Origin of the sequence: Vibrio mediterranei (genome assembly GCF_013364395.1) — a bacterium.
In the GTDB taxonomy this organism is placed as follows: domain Bacteria; phylum Pseudomonadota; class Gammaproteobacteria; order Enterobacterales; family Vibrionaceae; genus Vibrio; species Vibrio mediterranei.
Genome location: NZ_JABXGK010000006.1, coordinates 89,804 through 115,583 on the forward strand (window position 1 = coordinate 89,804; position 25,780 = coordinate 115,583).

Annotated in this window: 21 protein-coding genes, 1 rRNA gene and 1 riboswitch; of the genes, 15 read left to right on the forward strand and 7 right to left on the reverse strand. The window is 45.0% G+C overall.

The genetic code is table 11. The features are described from left to right. Window positions 1-256 precede the first annotated feature (256 nt). The 5 genes from dnaA to HOP38_RS16390 all read left to right on the forward strand — a co-directional run bounded on the left by dnaA (window position 257) and on the right by HOP38_RS16390 (window position 7,158). Window positions 257-1,663, forward strand: a complete 1,407-nt coding sequence (gene dnaA / locus HOP38_RS16370; protein WP_038224178.1) for a chromosomal replication initiator protein DnaA — start codon at window positions 257-259, stop codon at window positions 1,661-1,663. Between the two features lie 87 nt (window positions 1,664-1,750). Then, window positions 1,751-2,851, forward strand: a complete 1,101-nt coding sequence (dnaN, locus tag HOP38_RS16375; protein WP_031493149.1) for a DNA polymerase III subunit beta — start codon at window positions 1,751-1,753, stop codon at window positions 2,849-2,851. Between the two features lie 15 nt (window positions 2,852-2,866). Further along, a complete protein-coding gene (gene recF, locus HOP38_RS16380) occupies window positions 2,867-3,949 on the forward strand; it encodes a DNA replication/repair protein RecF (RefSeq protein ID WP_006075095.1) in 1,083 nt (360 codons plus the stop codon). 12 nt (window positions 3,950-3,961) lie between these two features. Then, entirely contained in the window at window positions 3,962-6,379 is a 2,418-nt protein-coding gene (gyrB, locus tag HOP38_RS16385; RefSeq protein ID WP_006075096.1) for a DNA topoisomerase (ATP-hydrolyzing) subunit B, read from the forward strand. A 344-nt stretch (window positions 6,380-6,723) separates the two neighbouring features. After that, window positions 6,724-7,158 carry an Hsp20 family protein gene (locus tag HOP38_RS16390; protein ID WP_006075097.1) on the forward strand — a complete coding sequence of 145 codons (435 nt, stop codon included), beginning with the start codon at window positions 6,724-6,726 and terminating at the stop codon, window positions 7,156-7,158. A 66-nt stretch (window positions 7,159-7,224) separates the two neighbouring features. On the opposite strand, the gene HOP38_RS16395 is transcribed toward HOP38_RS16390, so the two are convergent. The 3 genes from HOP38_RS16395 to glyQ form a co-directional block, all read right to left on the reverse strand. After that, window positions 7,225-8,475 carry a valine--pyruvate transaminase gene (locus HOP38_RS16395; protein WP_038224180.1) on the reverse strand — a complete coding sequence of 417 codons (1,251 nt, stop codon included), beginning with the start codon at window positions 8,473-8,475 and terminating at the stop codon, window positions 7,225-7,227. 175 nt (window positions 8,476-8,650) lie between these two features. After that, the gene (gene glyS, locus HOP38_RS16400) at window positions 8,651-10,717 is read right to left on the reverse strand and encodes a glycine--tRNA ligase subunit beta (RefSeq protein WP_006075099.1); all 2,067 of its coding nucleotides are present in this window, start codon (window positions 10,715-10,717) and stop codon (window positions 8,651-8,653) included. An 18-nt stretch (window positions 10,718-10,735) separates the two neighbouring features. After that, window positions 10,736-11,644 (reverse strand): glycine--tRNA ligase subunit alpha, encoded by a 909-nt coding sequence (glyQ, locus tag HOP38_RS16405; RefSeq protein ID WP_006075100.1) that lies wholly within the window; start codon window positions 11,642-11,644, stop codon window positions 10,736-10,738. A gap of 199 nt (window positions 11,645-11,843) precedes the next feature. Beyond that, a riboswitch (yybP-ykoY riboswitch) is annotated at window positions 11,844-11,955 on the forward strand. Window positions 11,956-12,047: 92 nt separating this feature from the next. Between glyQ and HOP38_RS16410 the strand changes: the two genes are divergently transcribed. Together HOP38_RS16410 and HOP38_RS16415 are read left to right on the forward strand one after the other, a co-directional pair. Beyond that, a complete protein-coding gene (locus HOP38_RS16410) occupies window positions 12,048-12,602 on the forward strand; it encodes a TMEM165/GDT1 family protein (RefSeq protein ID WP_006075101.1) in 555 nt (184 codons plus the stop codon). A 141-nt stretch (window positions 12,603-12,743) separates the two neighbouring features. Beyond that, window positions 12,744-13,004: a hypothetical protein gene (locus tag HOP38_RS16415; protein ID WP_006075102.1), complete on the forward strand. Its 261-nt coding sequence runs from the start codon at window positions 12,744-12,746 to the stop codon at window positions 13,002-13,004. 35 nt (window positions 13,005-13,039) lie between these two features. Here the strand turns inward: HOP38_RS16415 and tusA are convergent, their stop codons facing one another. Further along, window positions 13,040-13,285 (reverse strand): sulfurtransferase TusA, encoded by a 246-nt coding sequence (gene tusA / locus HOP38_RS16420; protein ID WP_198558513.1) that lies wholly within the window; start codon window positions 13,283-13,285, stop codon window positions 13,040-13,042. 133 nt (window positions 13,286-13,418) lie between these two features. On the opposite strand from tusA, the gene HOP38_RS16425 reads away from it, so the two are divergent. The 4 genes from HOP38_RS16425 to HOP38_RS16440 all read left to right on the forward strand — a co-directional run bounded on the left by HOP38_RS16425 (window position 13,419) and on the right by HOP38_RS16440 (window position 16,336). Then, on the forward strand, window positions 13,419-13,604 hold the full coding sequence (locus HOP38_RS16425) for a hypothetical protein (RefSeq protein ID WP_006075104.1): 186 nt from the start codon (window positions 13,419-13,421) through the stop codon (window positions 13,602-13,604). Between the two features lie 171 nt (window positions 13,605-13,775). Further along, window positions 13,776-14,717, forward strand: coding sequence for a LysR family transcriptional regulator (locus HOP38_RS16430; protein WP_006075105.1), 942 nt, complete (start codon window positions 13,776-13,778; stop codon window positions 14,715-14,717). Window positions 14,718-14,801: 84 nt separating this feature from the next. Continuing rightward, window positions 14,802-15,413 (forward strand): c-type cytochrome, encoded by a 612-nt coding sequence (locus HOP38_RS16435; RefSeq protein WP_198558514.1) that lies wholly within the window; start codon window positions 14,802-14,804, stop codon window positions 15,411-15,413. After that, a complete protein-coding gene (locus HOP38_RS16440) occupies window positions 15,410-16,336 on the forward strand; it encodes a c-type cytochrome (protein ID WP_198558515.1) in 927 nt (308 codons plus the stop codon). Before HOP38_RS16435 ends, HOP38_RS16440 begins: the two co-directional genes overlap by 4 nt. A gap of 53 nt (window positions 16,337-16,389) precedes the next feature. Here HOP38_RS16440 and acuI read toward each other — a convergent pair whose 3' ends face one another. The 3 genes from acuI to fadB form a co-directional block, all read right to left on the reverse strand. After that, entirely contained in the window at window positions 16,390-17,370 is a 981-nt protein-coding gene (acuI, locus tag HOP38_RS16445) for an acrylyl-CoA reductase (NADPH) (RefSeq protein WP_198558516.1), read from the reverse strand. 151 nt (window positions 17,371-17,521) lie between these two features. Then, window positions 17,522-18,685, reverse strand: a complete 1,164-nt coding sequence (gene fadA, locus HOP38_RS16450) for an acetyl-CoA C-acyltransferase FadA (protein ID WP_124940471.1) — start codon at window positions 18,683-18,685, stop codon at window positions 17,522-17,524. Window positions 18,686-18,711: 26 nt separating this feature from the next. Continuing rightward, window positions 18,712-20,880 carry a fatty acid oxidation complex subunit alpha FadB gene (gene fadB / locus HOP38_RS16455; protein ID WP_198558517.1) on the reverse strand — a complete coding sequence of 723 codons (2,169 nt, stop codon included), beginning with the start codon at window positions 20,878-20,880 and terminating at the stop codon, window positions 18,712-18,714. A gap of 220 nt (window positions 20,881-21,100) precedes the next feature. Here fadB and HOP38_RS16460 point away from each other — a divergent pair, with 220 nt between their 5' ends. The 4 genes from HOP38_RS16460 to HOP38_RS16475 all read left to right on the forward strand — a co-directional run bounded on the left by HOP38_RS16460 (window position 21,101) and on the right by HOP38_RS16475 (window position 25,774). Then, window positions 21,101-21,724, forward strand: a complete 624-nt coding sequence (locus HOP38_RS16460) for a YigZ family protein (RefSeq protein WP_006075111.1) — start codon at window positions 21,101-21,103, stop codon at window positions 21,722-21,724. Window positions 21,725-21,756: 32 nt separating this feature from the next. Further along, the gene (locus HOP38_RS16465; RefSeq protein WP_006075112.1) at window positions 21,757-23,214 is read left to right on the forward strand and encodes a TrkH family potassium uptake protein; all 1,458 of its coding nucleotides are present in this window, start codon (window positions 21,757-21,759) and stop codon (window positions 23,212-23,214) included. Between the two features lie 28 nt (window positions 23,215-23,242). Continuing rightward, window positions 23,243-23,773: a menaquinone-dependent protoporphyrinogen IX dehydrogenase gene (gene hemG, locus HOP38_RS16470; protein WP_373682918.1), complete on the forward strand. Its 531-nt coding sequence runs from the start codon at window positions 23,243-23,245 to the stop codon at window positions 23,771-23,773. 448 nt (window positions 23,774-24,221) lie between these two features. Then, window positions 24,222-25,774, forward strand: a 16S ribosomal RNA gene (locus HOP38_RS16475). The last annotated feature ends 6 nt before the right edge of the window (window positions 25,775-25,780 follow it).

Here is a 25,780-nt window from a genome sequence, read left to right on the forward strand (position 1 = left end):
AAGATAATGACAGCTTGAACGTTGATCTATGCACAAGTTAGATCAACATACTGCTTTTGTGGGTAGATCTGTGTTTTGTGCATTTATTTGTGAGTAAAATTAGGGCAAATTGTGTGGATCAAGCGAATTCAACCGAAAAAATTGTGAATAACTTAGATCTTATTCACTGGATTACTGATCATTTACTGGCGATCTTGGTTATCAACAGGTAAAATTACCAATCTTTTCCAATTCAAATAAATAGAGTGAGAGCACCGTGTCATCTTCGCTTTGGTTGCAATGTTCGCAACGACTACAAGAAGAGCTACCCGCTACCGAATTCAGCATGTGGGTCAGACCATTACAAGCTGAACTTAATGACAACACCCTAACTCTATTTGCGCCTAATCGCTTTGTATTAGATTGGGTACGTGACAGATACTTAAACAGCATCAACCGTTTACTCAAAGAGTATTGTGGTAATGACGTACCTAACTTACGTTTTGAAGTGGGTAGTAAACCAGTTTCTGCGCCACCAGCGCCTAAGCCTGTTAAGACGGCCGCTGATGTAGCGGCAGAATCTTCAGCACCAGCACAGCTGCAAGCACGTCAGCCTGTGCATAAAACGTGGGACGATGAAGCTGAAGTCTCAGATATCAATCATCGCTCAAACGTTAATATCAAGCATAAATTCAATAATTTCGTTGAAGGTAAGTCGAACCAACTCGGCTTAGCTGCTGCGCGTCAAGTTGCCGATAACCCTGGTGCGGCATACAACCCGCTGTTTTTGTACGGCGGTACTGGTCTGGGTAAAACCCACCTGTTGCATGCGGTAGGCAATGCGATTGTTGATAACAAGCCGAACGCGAAAGTTGTGTACATGCACTCTGAACGTTTTGTTCAAGACATGGTAAAAGCACTACAAAACAATGCGATTGAAGAATTTAAACGTTACTATCGTAGCGTTGATGCATTGCTTATCGATGATATTCAGTTCTTTGCAAATAAAGAACGTTCTCAAGAAGAATTCTTCCATACCTTTAATGCTCTATTAGAAGGTAACCAACAGATCATCCTTACCTCTGATCGCTACCCTAAAGAGATAAATGGGGTAGAGGATCGTCTAAAATCCCGTTTCGGTTGGGGTTTGACGGTTGCGATCGAGCCACCAGAGCTTGAAACCCGCGTGGCAATTTTGATGAAGAAAGCAGAAGATCATCAAATTCACCTTGCTGATGAGGTGGCGTTCTTTATTGCTAAGCGTTTACGTTCTAATGTTCGTGAGTTGGAAGGGGCACTTAACCGTGTTATCGCCAACGCGAACTTTACTGGCCGTCCTATCACTATCGACTTTGTTCGAGAGGCACTGCGCGATTTATTAGCACTACAAGAGAAGCTAGTCACTATAGACAACATTCAAAAGACCGTTGCTGAGTACTACAAGATTAAAGTGGCCGACTTGTTGTCCAAACGTCGCTCTCGTTCGGTTGCGCGTCCTCGCCAGTTGGCGATGGCTTTGGCGAAAGAGCTTACCAACCACAGTCTTCCGGAAATTGGCGATGCATTTGGTGGTCGTGACCACACGACAGTGCTTCATGCTTGTCGTAAGATTGCTCAGCTACGCGAAGAAAGTCACGATATTAAAGAAGACTATTCGAACTTAATTCGTACGCTTTCTTCATAATAGTGGCATAATCGCTATAATTAGCATTCAAGTTATTGTATTTCGCATATAAGTGGCATGGATTGCCAGCTTTACGAAGAGTTATCTATGAAATTTACTATCGAACGTCATCACTTATTAAAGCCGTTACAACAAGTCTCTGGTGCACTGGGTGGACGACCAACATTACCTATTTTGGGCAATTTGCTGTTGAAGGTTGAAGAAGGGGTGCTTTCTCTTACTGCAACCGACTTAGAAGTTGAGCTAGTAAGTAAAGTGACGCTAGAGAGTGAGTTTGAAGCGGGTAGTGTGACGGTACCTTCACGCAAGTTCCTAGATATTTGTCGTGGACTGCCGGATGACTCTACTATCACTATCGTGTTAGAAGGCGATCGTGTACAAGTACGTTCTGGACGCAGTCGTTTCTCGCTATCGACTTTACCAGCCAGTGATTTCCCAAATATTGAAGATTGGCAACAAGAAGTGGCGGTGACCGTTACTCAAGCTGAACTTAAATCACTGATAGAAAAAACACAATTTTCAATGGCGAACCAAGACGTTCGTTATTATCTCAACGGTATGCTGTTTGAGTTAGACCAAAACACGCTTCGTTCTGTTGCCACTGATGGCCACCGTATGGCTGTTGCTTTGGTGTCACTTGAAGGCAGCTTTGATAACAAACAAATTATCGTACCGCGTAAAGGTGTGCAGGAACTGTCTAAGTTATTAGATGCTCCTGAGCAACCTGTGACGTTGCAAATTGGCAGCTCTAATATCCGTGCGGAAGTGAATAACTTTGTCTTTACTTCTAAGCTCGTTGATGGTCGTTTCCCGGATTATCGCCGTGTTTTGCCGCAAAATACCGATAAAACATTGGAAGCCAATTGCGACGAACTACGACAAGCATTCTCACGCGCCGCCATTCTTTCCAATGAGAAGTTCCGTGGTGTGCGAGTTAATCTCGACCAAAATGAAATGCGCATTACCGCGAATAACCCTGAACAGGAAGAAGCGGAAGAAATGTTAGACGTCGAATTCCAAGGCGATGCATTAGAAATTGGTTTCAATGTGTCATACGTTTTGGATGTACTGAACACGCTTCGTTGCGATCAGGTTCGTATTTCTATGTCGAATGCCAATGCGAGTGCGTTGATTGAAAATAGCGAAGATGACAGTGCCATGTATGTGGTGATGCCGATTCGTCTCTAAGCTAGGCATGATGTTATGCCGCTTACGCGCTTAATCGTACAGCAATTTCGTAATATTAAAGCCTGTGATATCGAACTATCTACAGGCTTTAACTTTATTATTGGCCCCAATGGCAGTGGCAAAACCAGCGTATTGGAAGCCATATATTTGCTCGGTCATGGACGCTCTTTTAAGAGTTCTTTGACAGGACGAGTCATTCAAAATGACTGCCAAGAACTGTTCGTTCATGGCCGTTTTTTGAACTCGGATCAATTTGAGATACCCGTTGGCATTAATAAGCAGCGTGATGGCTCAACTGAGGTTAAAATAGGCGGTCAATCTGGGCAAAAATTGGCTCAGCTTGCCAAGGTGTTACCGCTGCAACTAATTCACCCTGAAGGGTTTGAATTACTGACGGATGGACCTAAGTTTCGTCGCGCTTTTATCGATTGGGGTGTGTTTCACTCTGAACCAGGCTTTCATGAAGCTTGGGGACGATTTAAGCGTTTAAGTAAGCAGCGTAATGCTCTGCTTAAGACTGCAACCAGTTATCGAGAACTGAGCTATTGGGATCGTGATTTGGCCCAACTGGCAGAACAAATTGATGATTGGCGTCGGTGTTATGTCGAACAGATGCAACCTCTTGCTGAGGAAATGTGTCAGTCGTTTTTGCCCGAGTTTGAAATCAAACTTGGCTACTACCGTGGTTGGGAAAAAGATACGCCCTATGCTGAGCTATTAGAGCGCAACTTTGAACGAGACCAGAGCTTAGGGTACACCTTTAGTGGACCTAATAAAGCCGACTTAAGAATTAAAGTGAACAACACACCAGTTGAGGATGTGTTGTCTCGAGGTCAGCTAAAACTGATGATGTGTGCATTGCGTTTGGCGCAGGGACAGCATCTCGCCGAGTTGACCGGTAAGCAGTGCATTTATTTAATAGATGACTTTGCTTCCGAATTAGATAGCCTTCGTCGTAAACGCTTAGCGGATTACCTAAAACAGACGAACGCTCAAGTTTTTGTAAGTTCTATTACCCAAAGCCAAGTCGCCGATATGATTGACGAAAATGGCAAGATGTTTCATGTGGAACATGGCACAATAGAACCAGGTAAATAGTGAGAGAAACTCATGTCAGAAAATTACGATTCATCGAGTATTAAGGTACTAAAGGGTCTGGATGCGGTACGTAAGCGTCCGGGAATGTACATTGGTGACACGGACGATGGAACCGGTCTGCACCACATGGTTTTTGAGGTGGTTGATAACTCAATTGATGAAGCGTTGGCTGGTCACTGTAACGACATTATTGTGACAATCCATGAGGACAATTCTGTTTCTGTTAGCGATGATGGTCGTGGTATCCCGACTGAAATGCACCCAGAAGAGCAGGTTTCTGCTGCAGAAGTTATCATGACGGTACTTCATGCGGGTGGTAAGTTTGATGACAACTCGTACAAAGTATCGGGTGGTCTGCACGGTGTAGGTGTTTCGGTAGTAAACGCATTGTCGAAAAAAGTGACGCTAACCATTCATCGTGGCGGTCAAATTCATACGCAAACCTATCACCATGGTGAGCCAGAAGCGCCACTTACAGTCATTGGTGATACGGATAAAACGGGGACGGAAATCCGTTTCTGGCCAAGTGAAGAAACCTTCACTAACATTGAATTCCATTACGATATCTTAGCAAAACGTCTTCGTGAGCTATCGTTCCTAAACTCTGGTGTGTCTATCAAGCTGATTGATAAGCGCGAAGAAGACAAAATGGATCACTTCATGTTTGAAGGCGGTATCCAAGCGTTTGTTGAGCACCTAAACACCAATAAAACACCAATCATCCAAAAAATCTTCCACTTCGATAACGAACGTGATGATGGCATTACTGTCGAAGTGGCGATGCAGTGGAACGATGGTTACCAAGAAAACATCTATTGCTTTACCAACAACATCCCTCAACGTGATGGTGGTACTCACCTTGCTGGCTTCCGTGCGGCATTAACGCGTACGCTGAACACGTTTATGGATAAAGAAGGCTTTTCTAAGAAAGCGAAAACCGCGACATCAGGTGATGATGCGCGTGAAGGTCTAACCGCTATCGTTTCGGTGAAAGTGCCCGATCCTAAGTTCTCAAGCCAAACCAAAGACAAGTTGGTTTCATCGGAAGTGAAATCAGCGGTTGAGTCTGCGATGGGTGAGAAACTGTCTGAGTTCCTTGTTGAGAACCCAGGTGAAGCGAAGATTGTTTGTACCAAGATCATCGACGCTGCTCGTGCTCGTGACGCAGCACGTAAAGCTCGTGAGATGACGCGTCGTAAAGGTGCACTAGATTTAGCCGGTCTACCAGGCAAACTGGCTGACTGCCAAGAGAAAGACCCAGCGCTTTCTGAACTATACATAGTGGAGGGTGACTCTGCGGGCGGTAGTGCTAAGCAGGGTCGTAACCGTAAGAACCAAGCGATTCTTCCACTTAAAGGTAAAATCCTTAATGTAGAAAAAGCGCGCTTCGATAAGATGCTTTCTTCACAAGAAGTGGCAACGCTTATCACGGCACTTGGCTGTGGTATTGGTCGTGATGAATATAACCCAGACAAACTGCGTTATCACAACATCATTATCATGACCGATGCGGACGTGGATGGTTCTCACATTCGTACGCTGCTATTAACGTTCTTCTACCGTCAAATGCCAGAGCTTATTGAGCGTGGCTACGTATATATTGCTCAGCCACCACTTTACAAAGTGAAGAAAGGCAAGCAAGAGCAGTATATTAAAGATGAAGATGCCATGAACCAGTATCAAGTATCTCTGGCTCTAGATAACGCGGCACTGCATGTTAATTCTGAAGCACCTGCACTGGCTGGTGAAGCACTTGAGAAGCTAGTTCAGCAATACAATGCTGCAGTTAAAACGGTTGATCGCATGAGTCGTCGTTATCCACATGCTATGGTTGGCGAGTTCATGTATGTACCACGTCTAACGGCTGAGCAATGTCATGATGCTGCGGCGGTGGAAGCATGGTCTAAACAGCTTGTTGAGCAGCTAAACAACAAAGAAGTGGGCGCAAGCCAATACAGCTTTGAAGTAGAACAGCACGCTGAACTGGGTGTAAACCTACCTAAAGTTGTGGTTCGTACCCATGGCGTGACTCATGAGCACGTTATCAGTGTTGATCTACTCAACTCGAAAGAGTATCGCCAATTGGCAGATACGTCAGAAGCGTTAGACGGTCTGATTGAAGAGGGCGCTTACATCAAACGTGGTGAGCGTACTCAAGAAGTTACAAACTTCGTTGATGCTCTTGAGTGGTTAATCAAAGAGTCACGTCGTGGTTTAAGCCTACAACGCTATAAAGGTCTTGGTGAGATGAACCCTGATCAGCTGTGGGAAACAACCATGGATCCAGAGACTCGTCGTATGATGCAGGTGACGATTGAAGACGCGGTTGGCGCTGATCAACTGTTTACCACGTTGATGGGTGACCAAGTAGAACCTCGTCGTAACTTCATCGAAGAAAACGCACTGAAAGTTGCCAACCTAGACGTATAGACGGGTTGTTCTGCTAAATAAAAACGCTGCCTTAGGGTGGCGTTTTTTATTACTCGCGTATTCTTATTGTTGCTAGTGAGTGTTCGATTATAGAAAAAAGAGTAGGGCTCTCTTGAATATGGAGTGCATCGTCCCTATATAAGGTAATGAAGAGGATGCCAACTTATGGGCCTCGGAAATAGCTGATCCCTTATTGCTCAAGAGAGGATAACGGTGGCAGCACACTATTTAGATTGATTCCAACTTATGTCCCGTTTATAGATAAACATCAGGGAATAAGCCATGAATCCCCTTAGATCTTATGAATAAAGAGCTAAGACTATTGCTTAACTGAGGATAGTATTATGAGAACTGTAGATTTCACTCCTTTATACCGCAACGCAATCGGCTTCGATCGTCTATTTAATATGATGGAAGCGAACACCGCGAAAAACGCTTCAGGCGGTTACCCTCCGTATAACATCGAACAACAAGACGAGAACCACTTCCGTATCACTATGGCTGTGGCTGGCTTTGCTGAAGAGCAGCTCGATCTTACTCAAAAAGAGAACCTATTGATTGTTAAGGGCGAGCGTAAAGCTGAAGAAGGTAAAAACTATGTTTACCAAGGCATCGCAGAGCGCGATTTTGAGCGTAAGTTCCAACTAGCAGACTATGTGAAAGTGGTTGGTGCAAGCATGGAGAATGGTTTGCTTCACGTTGACCTAGAACGTGAAATACCAGAAGCGATGAAACCGCGTAAAATTGAGATCGGTGGTAATAAACTGATCGAAGGCTAATATTTGCCTTGAAACAATACTCGGAAATAAAGAGTGAAAGAGCGCCATAAGGCGCTCTTTTTAGTGTTAGGCTTCTGCGTAGGCTCTTGCTACCTCTTCTGCAATGATAGCGATGCCTTGCTGCATCTTGTCATCGTCTTGCACGTAGTTCATGCGTAAACACTGATGAGCATGATCCCATTCGTCTTCTTGACCAATAAAGAAGTATTCACCAGGAACAATTAATACACCACGGTCTTTCAGTCGTTGGTACAGCTCCATGGTAGTAATCGGTAATTCATCAAACCAAAGCCATAAGAAAATTGCCCCCTCTGGTTTGTGAATTCTAAAACGTGGGTCGGTTATGGCTGATTGCAGTAGTTCTACCGCACGCAATGATTTCTGTTGATAGAAAGGCTTAATGACATTCGAGCTTAAATCCAGCAGATCACCTTTTTCAATCATATGATTGGCAAGCGCAGGGCCAAAGCTCCCAGGAGCGAGACTAATGATGCCATTCATATTGGTCATCGCTTGCGTGACTTCTTCACTCGCAATGACAATGCCGCAGCGTAAGCCTGGTAACCCTAGTTTGGATAAACTCATACATAGGATGGTGTTTTCATTCCAAAATGGCTCTACATCTTCAAAAATGATGTTTGGGAATGGCAGACCATAAGCATTATCAATAATCAGTGGGATATTGTTAGCACGAGCCAGTTTATCGAGCTTGTGGATCTCTTCGTCAGTTAGCACGTTACCTGTTGGGTTGGTTGGACGCGACGCACAGATAGCGGCAACAGAGTCATCGATTTTCAGGTGTTCAAAATCCACATGATATTTGAATAAGCCACCGTCGAGTAATTCAATTTCTGGGTGATAAGAGACGAAGATATCTTCGTCAATGCCCGCGTCGCCATAGCCAATGTACTCGGGAGCAATAGGCAATAGAATCTTCTTGTGCGAGCCATCGGACTGCTTACCTGCAAGCAAATTGAACAAATAGAAAAAGCCGCTTTGACTACCATTGGTTAGGCTGATGTTCTTTTCTGTGATTGCCCAGCCATAGGTTTCACGCAGCAGCTTAGCAAGCGCTTTAACAAAGGCGTCTTTACCTTGTGGGCCATCGTAGTTAGCCATAGCTGCGACGAGATCGCCGTTGGCAAGCATATCTGCACTGGCTTGGTGAAAGTACTCGAGCATTGCTGGAATAGCGGCTGGGTTGCCACCTCCGAGCATAATGGCACCTGGAGTGCGGAGGCCATCATTGAGATCATCCATTAATTGGGTAATACCTGAGTAACGATTAAATTTTTCACCAAACTTAGAAAATTGCATTGCTGTACCTAGTTCATTGTGTTCACTTGTTATATTTTTTCGGTTTTTTATCCTGCTGATGGCAAGATTAATGTTTGAACATACATTAATGAAACTGTGAGGCAAAGCACTATTTGTGGTGGGAATAAAAAAAAGCCCAGTTAGGTAACTGGGCTTTTGCTGTTTTTCTAGAAAATTACTTTTGAATCAGTGATATATCAGCAATTTGCAAGAATAGGTTACGTAGGTTGTTCAGCAGTGTTAGGCGGTTTTTCTTCAACGCTTCATCGTCTGCCATTACCATTACGTTGTCGAAGAAAGCATCAACCGGTTCACGAAGATCTGCTAGCTTGCTTAGCGCTTCTTGGTAGTTACCTGTAGCGAAAGCAGGCTCTAGTGCTTCTGTCATGACTTCTACATTTTCTGCCAGTACTTTTTCTGCATCTTCTTGTAGAAGTGCAAGGTCGATATCGGCGGCGAGTTCACCATCAAACTTCGCTAGGATATTGCCCACACGCTTGTTTGCTGCAGCAAGTGATTCTGCCGCTTCCAGTTCGCGGAAGTGAGATACTGCTTTCACACGCTGGTCAAAGTCTGCAGGTTTAGTCGGACGACGTGCTAACACCGCTTGGATAATGTCTACGCTGAAGCCTTCGTCTTTGTACCATGCATTGAAACGACCAAGCATAAACTCAAGTACGTCTTCTTCAACATTTGCATTGGTTAGCTTGTCGCCAAATAGTGACTTCGCTTTTGCGATAAGATCTGTAAGGTCTAAGCTGTAGCCATTTTCTACGATGATACGCAACACACCTAGCGATGCACGACGAAGTGCAAATGGGTCAGAGCCCTTAGGTGCTTGACCAATACCGAAGATACCAACAATAGTATCTAGCTTGTCTGCCATCGCGACAGCGGATGAGATACCAGTGCTTGGTAGGTCATCGCCTGCAAAACGAGGCATGTATTGTTCGTATAGTGCTAGCGCTACTTGCTCATCTTCACCGTCGTGCGTGGCATAATGCATCCCCATCACACCTTGAGTATCAGTAAATTCAAATACCATAGATGTCATTAGGTCACATTTAGCCAATAGGCCTGCACGCTTAGACTTTTCAACATCAGCATCGATTTGCTCAGCGATGTAGCCAGCAAGCTCAGTGATGCGATCTGTCTTGTCTTTGATAGTACCAAGCTGCTTCTGGAAGATAGCTTGCTCTAGTTCAGGTAGACGGTCGATAAGCGGGCGCTTGCGATCTGTATTAAAGAAGAACTCGGCATCGGCTAGGCGAGGACGCACAACCTTCTCGTTACCTTCGATAACGTAGCGAGGCTCTTTCGATTCGATATTAGAAACGAAGATGAAGTTTGGTAGTAGCTTCTTGTTCTCGTCATAAACTGGGAAGTATTTTTGGTCACCCTTCATGGTGTAAACCAACGCTTCAGAAGGTACTTTTAGGAATTCTTCTTCAAACTTCGCAGTGAGTACTACTGGCCATTCAACCAGGGACGTCACTTCTTCTACTAAGTCATCTTCGAGATCAGCTACACCGCCAACCGCTGCCGCTGCTTTTTGAGAGTCCGCTAGGATGATGGCTTTACGTGCGTCATAATCAGCCATCACTTTACCGCGTTCTTCGAGGATCGCTGGGTATTGCTCTGCTGATTCGATAGTGAACTCTTGCTCACCCATAAAGCGGTGACCACGGATAGTTCGATCAGACGCTACGCCTAGGATTTCGCCTTCTATAAGGTCAGAACCCATTAGCATCGTCAGCGTTTTAACTGGGCGGATAAATTGAGTGGTTTTATCACCCCAACGCATTGGCTTAGCGATAGGTAGATTAGCGAGTGCTTTGGCTGCAAGTTCAACGATGATCTCAGACGTTGCCTGACCTTTCACCTCTTGTTTGAATAGCAGCCATTCACCTTTGTCAGTCACTAGACGTTCTGCTTGGTCAACAGTAATACCGTTACCACGAGCCCAGCCTTGTGCTGCTTTAGTTGCATTGCCATCAGCATCAAATGCTACCGATACTGCTGGGCCGCGCTTTTCAACCACTTTGTCAGCTTGACCTTCAGCCAGCGCTGAAACCTTAAGTGCTAAGCGACGAGGTGCGGCATACCACTTCACACCTTCGTGTGCTAGGTCTGCATCTTTAAGTTCAGACTCAAAGTTTGCTGCAAATGCTTCAGCAAGAGTGCGAAGTTGTGTTGGTGGTAGCTCTTCAGTACCTAGTTCAATTAGAAATTCTTTTGCCATGTTTACTGTCTCCTCGCCTTATTTCTTACACATTGGGAAGCCAAGTGCTTCACGTGATGCGTAGTATGCTTCTGCTACTGACTTAGTCAGGTTGCGGATGCGAAGAATGTAACGTTGGCGCTCTGTTACAGAGATAGCTTTGCGAGCATCAAGCAAGTTGAACGCGTGAGCGGCTTTTAGAATGCGCTCGTAAGCTGGAAGAGGAAGAGGTTTCTCTAGTTCCAGTAGCTCTTTAGTTTCTTTCTCACATTGATCGAAATATGAGAATAGGAAGTCTACGTCAGCGTGCTCGAAGTTGTATGTAGATTGCTCAACTTCGTTTTGGTGGAAGATATCACCATAAGTCACTTTGCTTCCGTCTGGTGCAATGTTCCAAACTAGGTCGTAAACAGAGTCTACTTCTTGGATATACATAGCAAGGCGCTCGATACCATAAGTGATCTCGCCGGTTACTGGCTTACACTCAAGACCACCCACTTGCTGGAAGTAAGTAAACTGAGTGACTTCCATACCGTTTAGCCATACTTCCCAACCAAGACCCCAAGCACCGAGTGTCGGGTTTTCCCAGTTGTCTTCTACGAAGCGAATGTCATGCACTAGTGGGTCGATACCAAGTACTTCTAGTGAGCCTAGATATAACTCCTGAATGTTGTCTGGAGATGGCTTTAGCGCTACCTGAAATTGATAGTAGTGCTGTAGTCGGTTCGGGTTTTCACCATAGCGGCCGTCAGTCGGACGACGAGATGGTTGGACATAAGCTGTCGACATTGGCTCAGGGCCAAGTGCGCGCAAACATGTCATTGGGTGAGAGGTGCCCGCACCTACTTCCATATCTAGAGGTTGTACAATGGTACAGCCATTTTGTGCCCAATAATCCTGCAGCGCGAGGATCATTCCCTGGAAGGTTTTGATATCGTATTTTTGCATAGTCAATTCGCGCGATTCTTTATCTGAAAAAGGTAAAAATAACGATCAAGTATACCCAGTAATTCCTTGGGGGAGTAGGGGTAAAAGTGGTTAATTAATCGTCATTATGCGAAAAAAGGTCAGTTTTTTGCATTTCTCGCTCAACTGCGGCTTAAGGGACAGTGTTATTGTTGAATTTGATGGTTAGTGTGATTACAATACCGCCATCTTTGGGGAGTAGCTTATTCGGACTCTAGCAAGAGTCAGAATTCGTTCGTCAACATAATTGGTGCAAAATCACCATGGCGTTCGAGACTTGTGCCAACAAGTTTAGCAAGACCTTAGATAAACATCGTGAACCGGGGTGGGGTGCGAGGTTTATCTATAGGTTAAAAACTATAATCCCTGCCCCTTAGAGCATGTCGTGAGCGTTTTAGCTATTTCAATTACTACTGTCGCCTTAGCTGAGATTGGGGATAAAACCCAACTTCTCTCATTGCTGTTAGCCAGTCGTTACCGTAAACCTATTCCCATTATTGCAGCCATTTTTCTGGCAACGATAGCCAACCATGCACTTGCTGCTTGGTTAGGAGTTGTCGTCGCCGATTACCTTTCGCCTCAAGTTCTGAAGTGGGTTGTTGTCGTAAGTTTTGTAGCCATGGCCGGATGGGTACTGATTCCCGATAAACTGGATGAAGAGGAAAGTATCTCCAACAAAGGACCATTTGTGGCCAGTTTCATTGCGTTTTTTATCGCAGAGATTGGTGACAAAACTCAAATTGCGACATCAATATTAGGGGCGCAGTATGCCGATGCTTTAATGCTGGTGGTTCTAGGAACCACTATTGGTATGTTGTTGGCGAATGTTCCGGTAGTACTGATAGGAAAGTTGTCAGCGGATAAATTGCCATTAGATTGGATTCGCCGGGTTACCGCCATTCTGTTTGTATTATTAGCAATTGGTGCGGCTATTTTTTAATAACAATATCAACTAGCTAACTGTGATTTATCCAAGATCAAACTCTGGCACGAATCTAGTGAATTTCGTGATGAGTGACATATTAGTGTCACAATTGTCATGCTACTTTAATCATGTGGATCCTAGCGAGAGGGCAATACTATGCTTACACGTTACACAGGAATGACCGCGAAAAGTCAGAGTTCTTTATTTACGTTCGGTTTTGTTTTAACGGTTCTTGGAATGGTGCTCACCGACATGTGGACACCTATGGTTGTCGGTGCCATTGTGATGGCTGGACTCTCTGTAGAGTCGTGGATTAGGGTGCAACACCTCATTCCCATGCACAATGAAATACGTGCGATGCAAAAGCAGATTAAGCAGTTGCAATCGGAAGTCCGAACGCTTGAATATGATGAATAGTAAAAAGGCTGCATGATGCAGCCTTTTTTGATTCTTTAGAGACCTTTCTTGATTAAGTAAAGGTAAGGTATAGATTCTGTCTGCGAGCCAAGTAATTGGTGATCCATAAAACGACAAAAGCTTGGGATGTCTCTCGTAGTAGAAGGATCGTCAGCTTTCACTAACAACACTTCTCCTTGTTCCATTTTACGAATTGTCTTCCTGACCATCATCACTGGCTCTGGACAGCGCAAGCCTTCTGCTTCTAATGTTTGCGTTGCTAGGTCTGTATTGATTGTCATGGTGTGCTCTGATCTATAAAAAACAGCTCAAATTCTACTTATGAAGAAAAAATATGCAATAACTCTTGGCAAATGGATTTTTTTGTTTTAACTTTATTTAACAAGTTGGTAACAAAGAAGCAAAGGAGTAGCTATGTTAACCGCTTTAGATAGATTGACGATTTATTCAGTGCTTTGCTTTATTGCGTTCTGTGCCCTGGTATTAAAGACTTCAGCAGAGCCGAGCTTTGTTCCTTTAATTGGATTAAGCGCCTCAATCCTAGGGATTTGGATTGAGATGAGACGCTGGCAAGATGTTTCAGAAGAACAAGAAAGTTAACATTTTATAAACATCTGGCTAATTTAGATTTCCAACACTATACGACATTCCGACACTATCCCCATTTTCTTGGGCTTCCCCGCTGTCAAAGGCGGGATTTTTTTTATCTGGCGCTAGGTAAAGATATTCGGGCTCGGTGTACACTATAAAAGAACCCGTTAGGAAGTGTTTATGGAACTCGAAGAAATCTATCGTCGTGACTTGAATTTGTTGGTTGCGTTAAAAGTGTTGGTCGAAGAAGGCAGTGTTAGTCAAGCAGCTGTGCGCTTGAACCTTAGCCAGTCAGCGACCAGTCGTGTTTTAGGTCGGCTCAGAGATTTACTGGGCGATCCTCTGTTTACCCGTCAAGGGCAACGGATCATTCCTACCAGTAAAGCATTGGAGATCTGCAAACAAATTGATGCGCCGTTAGAATCATTCCGCCAACTGTTAACACCGAGTGAGTTCAATCCATATTACTGCAATGAGCGTTTTCTTATCGCTACTACTGACTACGCTATGCAGACCATACTTCCTTATGCCTTACCTATGGTGTATCAGCAGGCGCCTAACATTTCGCTAGAGTTTGCCCCACTGCAACACGAGAGCCTTTTTAAGCAGCTGAGTACCGATAAGGTAGATATGGCTATCTGTCGACCATCAGGTTCTGTCTCACCTTTGCATCAAGATATATTAGGGCCTGTAGGGGTTTCATGTTTAGTGTCTAAACAGCATCCTCTTGCGGAAAAGCCACTATTACTCGAAGACTATATTAATGCGCCACACGCCATGATTGCGATAAGCGATGGCGTAAAATCATTACTTGATGCTGCATTGGTTAATCAGAATCCAAGAAGAATGGTGTTACGGGCTTATCACCTTGAAGCGGCATTGGCGATTGTTGATTCCATGCCTCTTATTATTACCGTTCCTGCCGATTTAGCGTATTTGGTTGCAGAGCGATATGACTTAGTAATTAAGCCATTGCCATTTACGTTCACACCATTTGATTATTCGTTGATTTGGCACTCACGCTGCGATACTTCTGAGTCCCAGCAATGGTTGCGCAAAGTGTTGAAACAAGAATGTGGCAAATTGATTACTAAAAGAATCGAAGATGTAGGGTTAGGCTAGCAGTCGGTTGAATTGATACCTTCATTTCCTTGTATTCACTAATCTTTATCCTAGTTTGACTTAAAAACAACAAAGGAATGAGCAATGAATATTAAAAGGATTATCGTCGGGCTAGCTGCTATAAGCCTTACTCATACTGCTCTCGCCAATAACATTATGGAGGCGTGTATCGACTGCCATGGTTCTGATGGTGTTGGTAGAGAAAACACCATCCCTAACCTTCGAGGGCAGCCTAAAACCTACTTAGAGGCTCAAGTCCTTGCGTTTAAATCTGGTCATCGAACTAGCAGCTTTATGGAACCTATCGTTCACGACGTTGCAGATGATCAGCTGGTACTCGCTGCTGATTTCTATGCCTCCATTCCCGTTGATACTCCTGAAACCTTGCAATGGCGAGGTGATAAGTGGCCTGCTGATATGCCATTGGGTGAACGAATCGCATACAGTGGTAAATGGAATAGCAATGTACCAGCTTGTGTCAGTTGCCACGGACCTAATGGGGTGGGGGTTGCACCAAGTTTTCCTATGCTTATGGGGCAAAATAAAGACTATTTAATCAATCAACTCAACGCTTGGAAAAATGATCAACGCCCTCCGGGTTTGTTAGGGACGATGGTAACTATTTCTAAAGCACTCAGTGAAGAAGAAATCGAAGCTGTTGCGGAATACTTCTCATCGCAAGGAGGTTCTTTATGAAAACTCACTATCTAATCGCTTTGCTTGCTGGTTTTACTTTCGTTGCCTTTGCTGATCAATATAAAGAGCTTCACCCCATAGAGCCTGGTAGAACGTTGAACGAAGGTGAAACCCTTCATCAAGTATCTCATTGGGATAACTTACCAAAGGGTGAATTGGGGGAGTCGATAAAGCGTGGATATTCATTGTTTATGAATACCCAGCAATTGAAACCGACGGGAAGAGTGAATAATGGTATGAACTGCACCAATTGCCATCTTGGAGGGGGGAGTGTAGCCAATGCGGCACCTATGTGGGCTGCGTTTGTGTCTTACCCTGCCTATCGTTCTAAAAATAAACGAGTAAATACGTTTGAAGATCGATTGCAAGGTTGTTTTCTTTATTCTATGAACGCAAAAGATGGTCAACCCCCAGAGGTATTAAGTCAGGAAATATTGGACCTTAATGCTTACTCTTATTGGTTGTCGTTTGGGGTCTCTGTTGATAACAAGTTGCCTGGAAGAGGATTTGGAAAACTAGAGAAACCTGTGAAGGTACCTAGTTACAAGCGTGGTGAAAAAGCTTATCAAAAAGAATGTTCTGTATGCCATGGTGAAAACGGACAAGGACGACAGGTGGGTGGACGTTATGTCTTTCCTGCACTTTGGGGGCCGGATAGTTTTAACTGGGGAGCAGGAATGCATCGAGTAAATACTGCTGCTACGTTCATAAAACACAACATGCCTTTGGGGCAAGGTGGAACATTAACAGATCAGCAAGCTTGGGATATCGCGTTGTTTATGGACAGCCATGAACGACCACAGGATCCACGCTTTGATGGTGATATTAAGTCGACGAAAGAAGCTTTTCATAATCATAATGGAGAGTACGGTAATCCAAGCCCTGCTAATGATAAGCAAATACTCGGTACTAATGCGTATTAAATACAAAAGGCTCTCATCATGAGAGCCTTTTCAATAATATATGTTAGCTAAGATTAGATCTTAATTGTCACACGGCCAGTGATAGCGCCATTAGTGATATCTTCTGCTGCTTGAATCGCTTCTTCCAACGCCACTGTTTTATTCGCTTGTGCGTAGTATGATTCTGGAAGTAAAGTTGCCAATTGTTCCCATGCTTTGATACGTTTCTCGCGAGGGCACATTACTGAGTCAATACCCTGTAGGCGGACATTACGTAGAATGAATGGCATAACGGTTGTTGGCAAATCAAAACCACCTGCCAGACCACATGCTGCGACCACACCGTTATAGTTCATTTGAGCCAATACTTTCGCGAGAAGTTTGCTACCTACAGTGTCAACCGCTGCAGCCCAAACTTGACGCTCAAGTGGCTTAGCTGGTTCTTCAAGTTCACTACGTTCAACAATACGAGAAGCGCCAAGAGAAGTGAGTAATTCACCATTTTCTGAAGCACGGCCTGTGACTGCTGCGACTTTGTAGCCGAGTTGGTTTAGTAGCGTTACTGATACACTACCGACACCACCACTTGCGCCGGTTACCAGTACTTCACCATCTTCTGGTTTGATGCCAGCATCAACAATCGCTTGCACGCAAAGCATAGCCGTGAAGCCAGCAGTACCGATAGCCATGACCTTTTCTGCATCTAGGCCAGCAGGCATTGGCACCAACCAATCACCGTTTAGACTTGCTTTCTCTGCCATGCCACCCCAGTGATTCTCACCGACCCCCCAGCCAGTGAGAACCACTTCGTCGCCTTCCTTATAACGAGGGTCATCAGATTGAGACACTACGCCAGAAAGATCTATACCCGGTACCATTGGGAAATTGCGAATAATTTTGCCTTTACCTGTAATCGCCAACCCATCTTTGTAGTTCAAAGATGAATATTTTACATCTATTTTTACATTACCTTCTGGAAGCTGAGACTCATCTACTTGAGAAATAGTAGCGATTGTTTTTTTATCTTCTTGGTTAAGTAACAGTGCTTTGAACATGGTTGTCTCCAATGAGTTGACGTGTTATCTGCTGCAAAGTGTAGGCGACAAATAGGTAAAAAAAAAATGAAACTTGAACATTTGATGTATGCATTTTATGCATAAATAAAAACAGCTCCGCAAGCGGAGCTGTTTTTACATTCAGATGGGGTTATGGACGTTCGAATATGGTTGCAATGCCTTGACCCAAACCAATACACATGGTCGCTAGACCGATCTTGGCATCTTTGCTTTCCATAATATTGATAAGCGTGGTGGAAATACGAGAGCCTGAGCAGCCCAATGGGTGTCCAAGCGCGATAGCACCACCGTTAAGGTTTACTTTTTCGTCAACCACATCTAATAGACCCAGATCCTTCGCACATGGCAGTGATTGAGCAGCAAATGCTTCATTAAGTTCAACAATATCAATATCATCCATCGTCAAACCTGCACGCTTCAGTGCTTTTTGAGTCGCAGGTACTGGACCATAACCCATAATAGAAGGATCGCAACCAGCAATGGCCATTGAGCGGATTTTTGCACGAATAGGTAAACCTAGCTCGTTAGCTTTATCTTCACTCATTATCAACATGGCAGAAGCACCATCAGATAGCGCAGATGACGTGCCGGCGGTGACAGTGCCGTTGGCAGGGTCAAATACAGGACGTAGCTTAGATAGACCTTCCACGTTAGTTTCCGGACGAATAACTTCATCGTAATCTAAAGTGAAGAGAGAGCCATCTTCTGCGTGACCTTCTGTTGGTAGAATTTCGTTTTTGAAGCGTCCTTCTAGGGTTGCGGCTTGTGCACGTTGGTGACTGCGGGCAGCAAACTCATCTTGTTGTTCGCGGCTAATTCCATGGAGTTTACCTAGCATCTCAGCTGTTAAACCCATCATGCCTGCTGCTTTGGCAACGTTCTTTGACAACTGTGGATGAAAGTCAACGCCATGAGTCATTGGGACATGACCCATGTGTTCTACACCACCGATAAGACAGATTTCCGCATCGCCTACCATGATAGAGCGTGCCGCGTCATGCAGAGCTTGCATTGATGAACCACACAAACGGTTAACGGTAACCGCACCAATTTCAATAGGTAAACCCGCGAGCAATGCTGCATTACGTGCCACGTTAAAGCCTTGCTCTAATGTTTGCTGCACACAGCCCCAATAGATATCTTCAATTTCTTCAGGTTTGACTTGTGGGTTGCGAGCCAAAATTCCTTTCATAAGATGCGCTGATAGATCTTCAGCACGTTGATGTCTAAATGCACCACCTTTGGAACGACCCATCGGTGTGCGAAGACAATCAACAACGACAACATTTTTCATTTTGATATTCCTCTTCCAATGGGTAATTACAGTGAGCCAGTTTGCTGCAGTTCATAGAAGCGCTTACCAGAGCTTGCCATGTCTACTAGCGACTGAGGGACTTTGTACATTGCACCCAATGACTCATATTGTTTCGCCATTGCTACGTAGTTATCGATACCAATGCTATCTAGGTAACGGAATACACCACCGCGGAATGGAGGGAAGCCCAATCCATATACTAGAGCCATGTCGGCTTCTTGTGGTGTTGCAATGATGCCCTCTTCAAGACACAGTGCTACTTCGTTGATCATTGGAATCATCATACGTTGAATGATGGTGTCGTCGTCGAACGCTTGGCTTGGTTTGCAAACCGGTTCTAGTAAGCTAGTGATGTCTTCACTTGGTGCTTTCTTCGGTCGACCACGCTTGTCTGTAGTGTACGCGTAGAAGCCAGAGCCATTCTTCTGACCGTAGCGAGTGTTACTAAAGAGAACATCGATTGCATCGCGCTCTTCTTTCGCCATACGCTCAGGGAAACCTTCCGCCATGACAGCTTGAGCGTGGTGAGCGGTATCGATACCAACAACATCGAGAAGATAAGCAGGCCCCATAGGCCAACCAAACTTGCGCTCCATGACTTTATCAATCTGAATAAAGTCAGCACCATCACTTAATAGCTGACTAAAGCCGCCAAAGTAAGGGAAGAGTACGCGGTTAACAAAGAACCCTGGGCAATCATTAACGACGATTGGCGATTTACCCATTTTTGCTGCGTAAGCCACAACACGATTAATGGTTTCTTCTGACGTGTGCTCACCACGGATGATTTCGACCAATGGCATACGGTGCACTGGATTAAAGAAGTGCATACCACAGAAGTTTTCTGGGCGCTTGAGTGACTTCGCAAGTAAATTAATAGGAATGGTCGACGTATTCGATGCAATGACAGTATTCTCACCGACCAATCCTTCGACTTCGCTCAATACCGACGCCTTGATCTTTGGATTCTCAACGACAGCCTCGACGATCACATCGCTCTGTTCGATGCCAGCGTAATGAAGGCTTGGAGTGATAGCTGCCAATACGCCAGCCATCTTAAAGCCATCAATACGACCACGTTGCAAGCGTTTGTTCAGCAGTTTGGATGCTTCAGTCATGCCAAGCTCTAAAGAAGCCTGAGCAATATCTTTCATGATTACGGGTACGCCTTTAAGCGCAGACTGATAAGCAATACCGCCACCCATGATGCCAGCACCTAGCACGGCAGCACGTTCGGTGTCTTTACCTGACTTCGCGGCTTTCTTAGCAAGACCTTTAATGTATTGGTCGTTAAGGAAGATACCAACTAGTGCATTGGCTACATCAGAGCCAGCTAGTTGAATAAAGTAATTTGCTTCAATATCAAGAGCCTGATCTCGGCCAGAGCGAGCTGCTTCTTCAATGGCTTTTACTGCAGCCATTGGTGCTGGATAATGTGGGCCTGCTTTTTGAGCAACAAGACCTTTAGCCATAGTGAAGCTCATCATCGCTTCAAGCTTGCTCAGTGTCAGTGGAGACACTTTCGCTTGGCGGCGTGCTTTCCAATCGATTTTCTCATTGATGGCTAATTGAATCGTGTTAAGTGCAGATTCATACAGTGCATCGGTTTCGACGATTGCGTCGAGTAAACCAAGCTTTAACGCTTCACCTGAGCGACATGCTTTACCTTGTGTGATGATTTCCATTGCGCTATCGGCACCAATGAGGCGTGGTAGACGCACAGTGCCGCCAAAGCCAGGCATAATGCCAAGTTTTGTCTCTGGAAGGCCGATGCTGGTGGTTTTGTCACCAATTCTAAAATCTGTTGCTAATACACACTCACAACCGCCACCAAGCGTGTGACCTTTTAGGGCTGAAAGTGTCGGAACGGGTAGATCTTCTAACTTGTTGAAGATGCTATTTGCAAAACCAAGCCACTCTTTGAGTTCTGCTTTTGGTTTGGCAAACAATCCCAAGAATTCCGTGATATCGGCGCCAACGATAAATGCGCTTTTATCTGTAGTGAGGATTAGACCCTTTAAATCATTCCATGCTGCAAGAGCATCAAGTGCTTTGTCTAGGGCTTCAAGAGTAGCCAGATCAAGTTTATTGACCGACTGGGGAGAGCTAAAACACAGTTCGGCGATGCCGTTGTGTACTTCCTTTACCTGTAGGGTTTCAGATTGGTAAATCATTGTCATTCTCCGTGACAGACAATCCGTGATTGTGCGAAAGCGGTAGTTATTGTTTTTGCTTCTGGTTAGACCAGTTGTCTAATATTGAACCGCATTGAATTTAATTTCAATACATTTTTTAAACAACTGTTTAACATTATGACCGTGGTCCAATCTTGGAGTCAATCCTATTCACCCGTGATAGAATACCCTTTTTAGGCTACAGATCTCATAAATCCTAATGAACTCAACTGCATACTTGATACCAGAGCACTCTGTGATTTTTGAAGAAGAAATCAAAAAGAGTGTCTTCATCACACAAATTGCCCATACACCAAGTATCGAAAGTGCCAAAGCGTTTATCGATGATGTGAAGAAAGAACACAGTAGTGCCAGACATAACTGTTGGGGCTTTGTAGCCGGTCGTCCAGAAAATTCAATGATGTGGGGCTTTAGTGATGATGGTGAACCATCTGGCACAGCAGGAAAGCCTATTTTGGCACAGTTAAGCGGTTCCGGGATTGGAGAATTGGCGGCTGTTGTTACCCGTTATTCTGGTGGAATCAAGCTAGGAACAGGCGGATTAGTGAAAGCTTATGGTGGAGGAGTTCAACAAGCACTTAAGCTAATTCAAACAATAGAAAAAAAAATCACCACACAATTACGACTAGAGTTAGACTATGCATTTGTAGCCACGGCTCAGTCTGAACTTAGTAAGTGTTCTGCAGTAGAAGTGGAATCTCACTATAGCGATAAGGTTATTCTTATTGTAGAAGTTGAGGTGAATAAGGTTGATGCACTCACGCAAAGCATAATTAATAAAAGTGGAGCCAAGGCAATGGTTTCTCCAGTAGAACACAACTAGGACGTAACGAAGCGTAGCTTCATTCAACATATATGCAATTTCGATCCATAATCCGCATTGTCGGGCTTCTTTTAGCGCTGTTCAGTGTGTCAATGCTTGCGCCAGCTCTTGTCGCGCTCATCTATCGTGATGGTGCGGGTGTACCTTTTGTTACGACCTTTTTTGTCTTATTAGTTTGTGGTGGCTTTTTCTGGTTTCCCAACCGACGCCACAAACACGAGCTCAAAGCTCGTGATGGCTTCCTTATTGTGGTTTTGTTTTGGACAGTAATCGGCAGCGCCGGCGCCTTACCGTTCCTTATATCCGATTTCCCTAATGTATCGATAACCGATGCATTCTTTGAATCATTCTCCGCCTTAACCACTACCGGTGCGACGGTTATTGTTGGTTTAGATGAGCTACCTAAAGCGATATTGTTTTATCGTCAATTACTCCAGTGGTTTGGGGGCATGGGGATTATTGTACTCGCCGTCGCTATTTTACCGGTGCTAGGCATTGGTGGTATGCAGTTATATCGGGCCGAAATCCCTGGTCCGGTGAAAGACAGCAAAATGACGCCTCGAATTGCTGAGACAGCAAAGGCGCTTTGGTACATCTACTTAAGCTTGACTATCGCTTGTGCAGCGGCATTTTGGGTAGCAGGTATGACACCGTTTGATGCGATAGCCCATAGTTTCTCAACCATTGCGATTGGTGGTTTCTCCACTCATGATGCGAGCATGGGCTACTTTGATAGTCATGCTATTAATATGATTACCGTGGTATTCCTGCTTATATCGGCCTGTAATTACTCTTTGCACTTTGCTGCATTTGCTTCAGGTGGCGTACATCCGAAGTATTATTGGAAAGATCCCGAGTTTAGAGCCTTCATCTTTATACAGGTGGTGTTATTCCTGATCTGCTTCCTTATTTTATTGAAGCATCACTCCTATAACTCGGTATACGATGCGTTTGATCAGGCACTGTTCCAGTCAGTATCTATTTCGACGACGGCGGGCTTTACCACTACTGGATTCTCGGAATGGCCATTGTTTTTACCCGTGTTGCTACTGTTCTCTTCTTTTATTGGTGGATGTGCAGGCTCAACGGGTGGTGGTATGAAGGTAATTCGTATTTTATTACTTACTCTGCAAGGTGCTCGTGAGATGAAACGTCTTGTACACCCAAGAGCGGTATATACCATCAAAGTGGGTGGGACAGCACTGTCTCAGCGTGTAGTAGACGCCGTATGGGGATTTTTCTCGGCTTACGCACTGGTGTTTGTGGTCTGTATGTTAGCGTTAATTGCTACTGGTATGGATGAGCTTAGTGCGTTCTCCGCAGTTGCGGCTACGTTGAACAACCTCGGTCCAGGTCTTGGAGAAGTAGCTGTCCACTTTGGTGAAGTCAATGATAGCGCTAAGTGGGTGCTCATCGTTTCGATGCTATTTGGCCGACTTGAAGTGTTTACCCTTCTTATTCTATTAACTCCTGCATTTTGGCGTAGTTAACCAGCCTGCTTATTAAGGTAAAGGAAACATCGTGGAAAAAGTTCTCTATCTCTATTCTTCTCGTGAAGGACAAACGACAAAAATCATTACGCGTATTGCTGAGCAATTAGGTGATGATGCCGCCACTATCGTCAATCTACACCAAGACATGAACATTAATCTTGATGAGTTCGATAAAGTGCTTATCGGGGCATCAATCCGATATGGTCATTTAAATAAGAAACTCTATCAGTTTTTAAATGCCAACAGTGCAAAGTTAGCGTCAATGAAAGCCGCATTCTTTTGCGTCAATCTGACCGCAAGAAAAGAAGAACAAGGAAAAGATACGCCGGAAGGCAGTGCTTATATAAAGACGTTCTTGAAAAAGTCACCTTGGCAACCGGAGTTAATAGGTGTGTTTGCCGGCGCATTGTATTACCCACGTTATAATCCTTTTGACCGCTTTATGATTAAACTGATTATGACGATGACCGGCGGAGAAACAGATACTTCAAAGGAAGTGGAATACACTAACTGGGATAAAGTCAGCTTGTTTGCGGATAAATTTGCTCAGCTATAATAAGAAAATGTCGATTTTTGCGTCGTTTTGAGCTGTTTTTAATCGAACGATAAAAAAATGCGAAAAACTTCAAAAAAAGGGTTGCCAAGAAGATTTCGATCTCTATAATGCCCCCTCGCTGACACGGGAACGCAGACGAAAGTTCGCACCCAGTCAGAAGGCCTCAAGCTTCTAAGAAGCTTAGCAAAATAAGTTGAAAAAAGTGGTTGACACGACAACTTATCTCGCTAAAATGGCCGTCCGTTTTGAGCAAAGCTCAAAACAAGCTCTTTAACAATATAAACCTATCAATCTGTGTGGGCACTCGTTGATGATAATCAAATTAGATACTTCGGTATCAAATTAGGTTTCAATGAAACGAAGTGACCATTGAATCGAAAGATTCAGCACAGTCAATTCAAACATTACTTATGTAATGTTCAGTATTCATTGAGCCGAACAAAATCTTAAATTGAAGAGTTTGATCATGGCTCAGATTGAACGCTGGCGGCAGGCCTAACACATGCAAGTCGAGCGGAAACGAGTTAACTGACCCTTCGGGTGACGTTAACGGCGTCGAGCGGCGGACGGGTGAGTAATGCCTGGGAAATTGCCCTGATGTGGGGGATAACCATTGGAAACGATGGCTAATACCGCATAATGCCTTCGGGCCAAAGAGGGGGACCTTCGGGCCTCTCGCGTCAGGATATGCCCAGGTGGGATTAGCTAGTTGGTGAGGTAATGGCTCACCAAGGCGACGATCCCTAGCTGGTCTGAGAGGATGATCAGCCACACTGGAACTGAGACACGGTCCAGACTCCTACGGGAGGCAGCAGTGGGGAATATTGCACAATGGGCGCAAGCCTGATGCAGCCATGCCGCGTGTGTGAAGAAGGCCTTCGGGTTGTAAAGCACTTTCAGCAGTGAGGAAGGCGGGTACGTTAATAGCGTGCTCGTTTGACGTTAGCTGCAGAAGAAGCACCGGCTAACTCCGTGCCAGCAGCCGCGGTAATACGGAGGGTGCGAGCGTTAATCGGAATTACTGGGCGTAAAGCGCATGCAGGTGGTTCGTTAAGTCAGATGTGAAAGCCCGGGGCTCAACCTCGGAACTGCATTTGAAACTGGCGGACTAGAGTACTGTAGAGGGGGGTAGAATTTCAGGTGTAGCGGTGAAATGCGTAGAGATCTGAAGGAATACCGGTGGCGAAGGCGGCCCCCTGGACAGATACTGACACTCAGATGCGAAAGCGTGGGGAGCAAACAGGATTAGATACCCTGGTAGTCCACGCCGTAAACGATGTCTACTTGGAGGTTGTGGCCTTGAGCCGTGGCTTTCGGAGCTAACGCGTTAAGTAGACCGCCTGGGGAGTACGGTCGCAAGATTAAAACTCAAATGAATTGACGGGGGCCCGCACAAGCGGTGGAGCATGTGGTTTAATTCGATGCAACGCGAAGAACCTTACCTACTCTTGACATCCAGAGAAGCCAGCGGAGACGCAGGTGTGCCTTCGGGAGCTCTGAGACAGGTGCTGCATGGCTGTCGTCAGCTCGTGTTGTGAAATGTTGGGTTAAGTCCCGCAACGAGCGCAACCCTTATCCTTGTTTGCCAGCGAGTAATGTCGGGAACTCCAGGGAGACTGCCGGTGATAAACCGGAGGAAGGTGGGGACGACGTCAAGTCATCATGGCCCTTACGAGTAGGGCTACACACGTGCTACAATGGCGCATACAGAGGGCAGCCAACTTGCGAAAGTGAGCGAATCCCAAAAAGTGCGTCGTAGTCCGGATTGGAGTCTGCAACTCGACTCCATGAAGTCGGAATCGCTAGTAATCGTAGATCAGAATGCTACGGTGAATACGTTCCCGGGCCTTGTACACACCGCCCGTCACACCATGGGAGTGGGCTGCAAAAGAAGTGGGTAGTTTAACCTTCGGGAGGACGCTCACCACTTTGTGGTTCATGACTGGGGTGAAGTCGTAACAAGGTAGCCCTAGGGGAACCTGGGGCTGGATCACCTCCTTATACGAA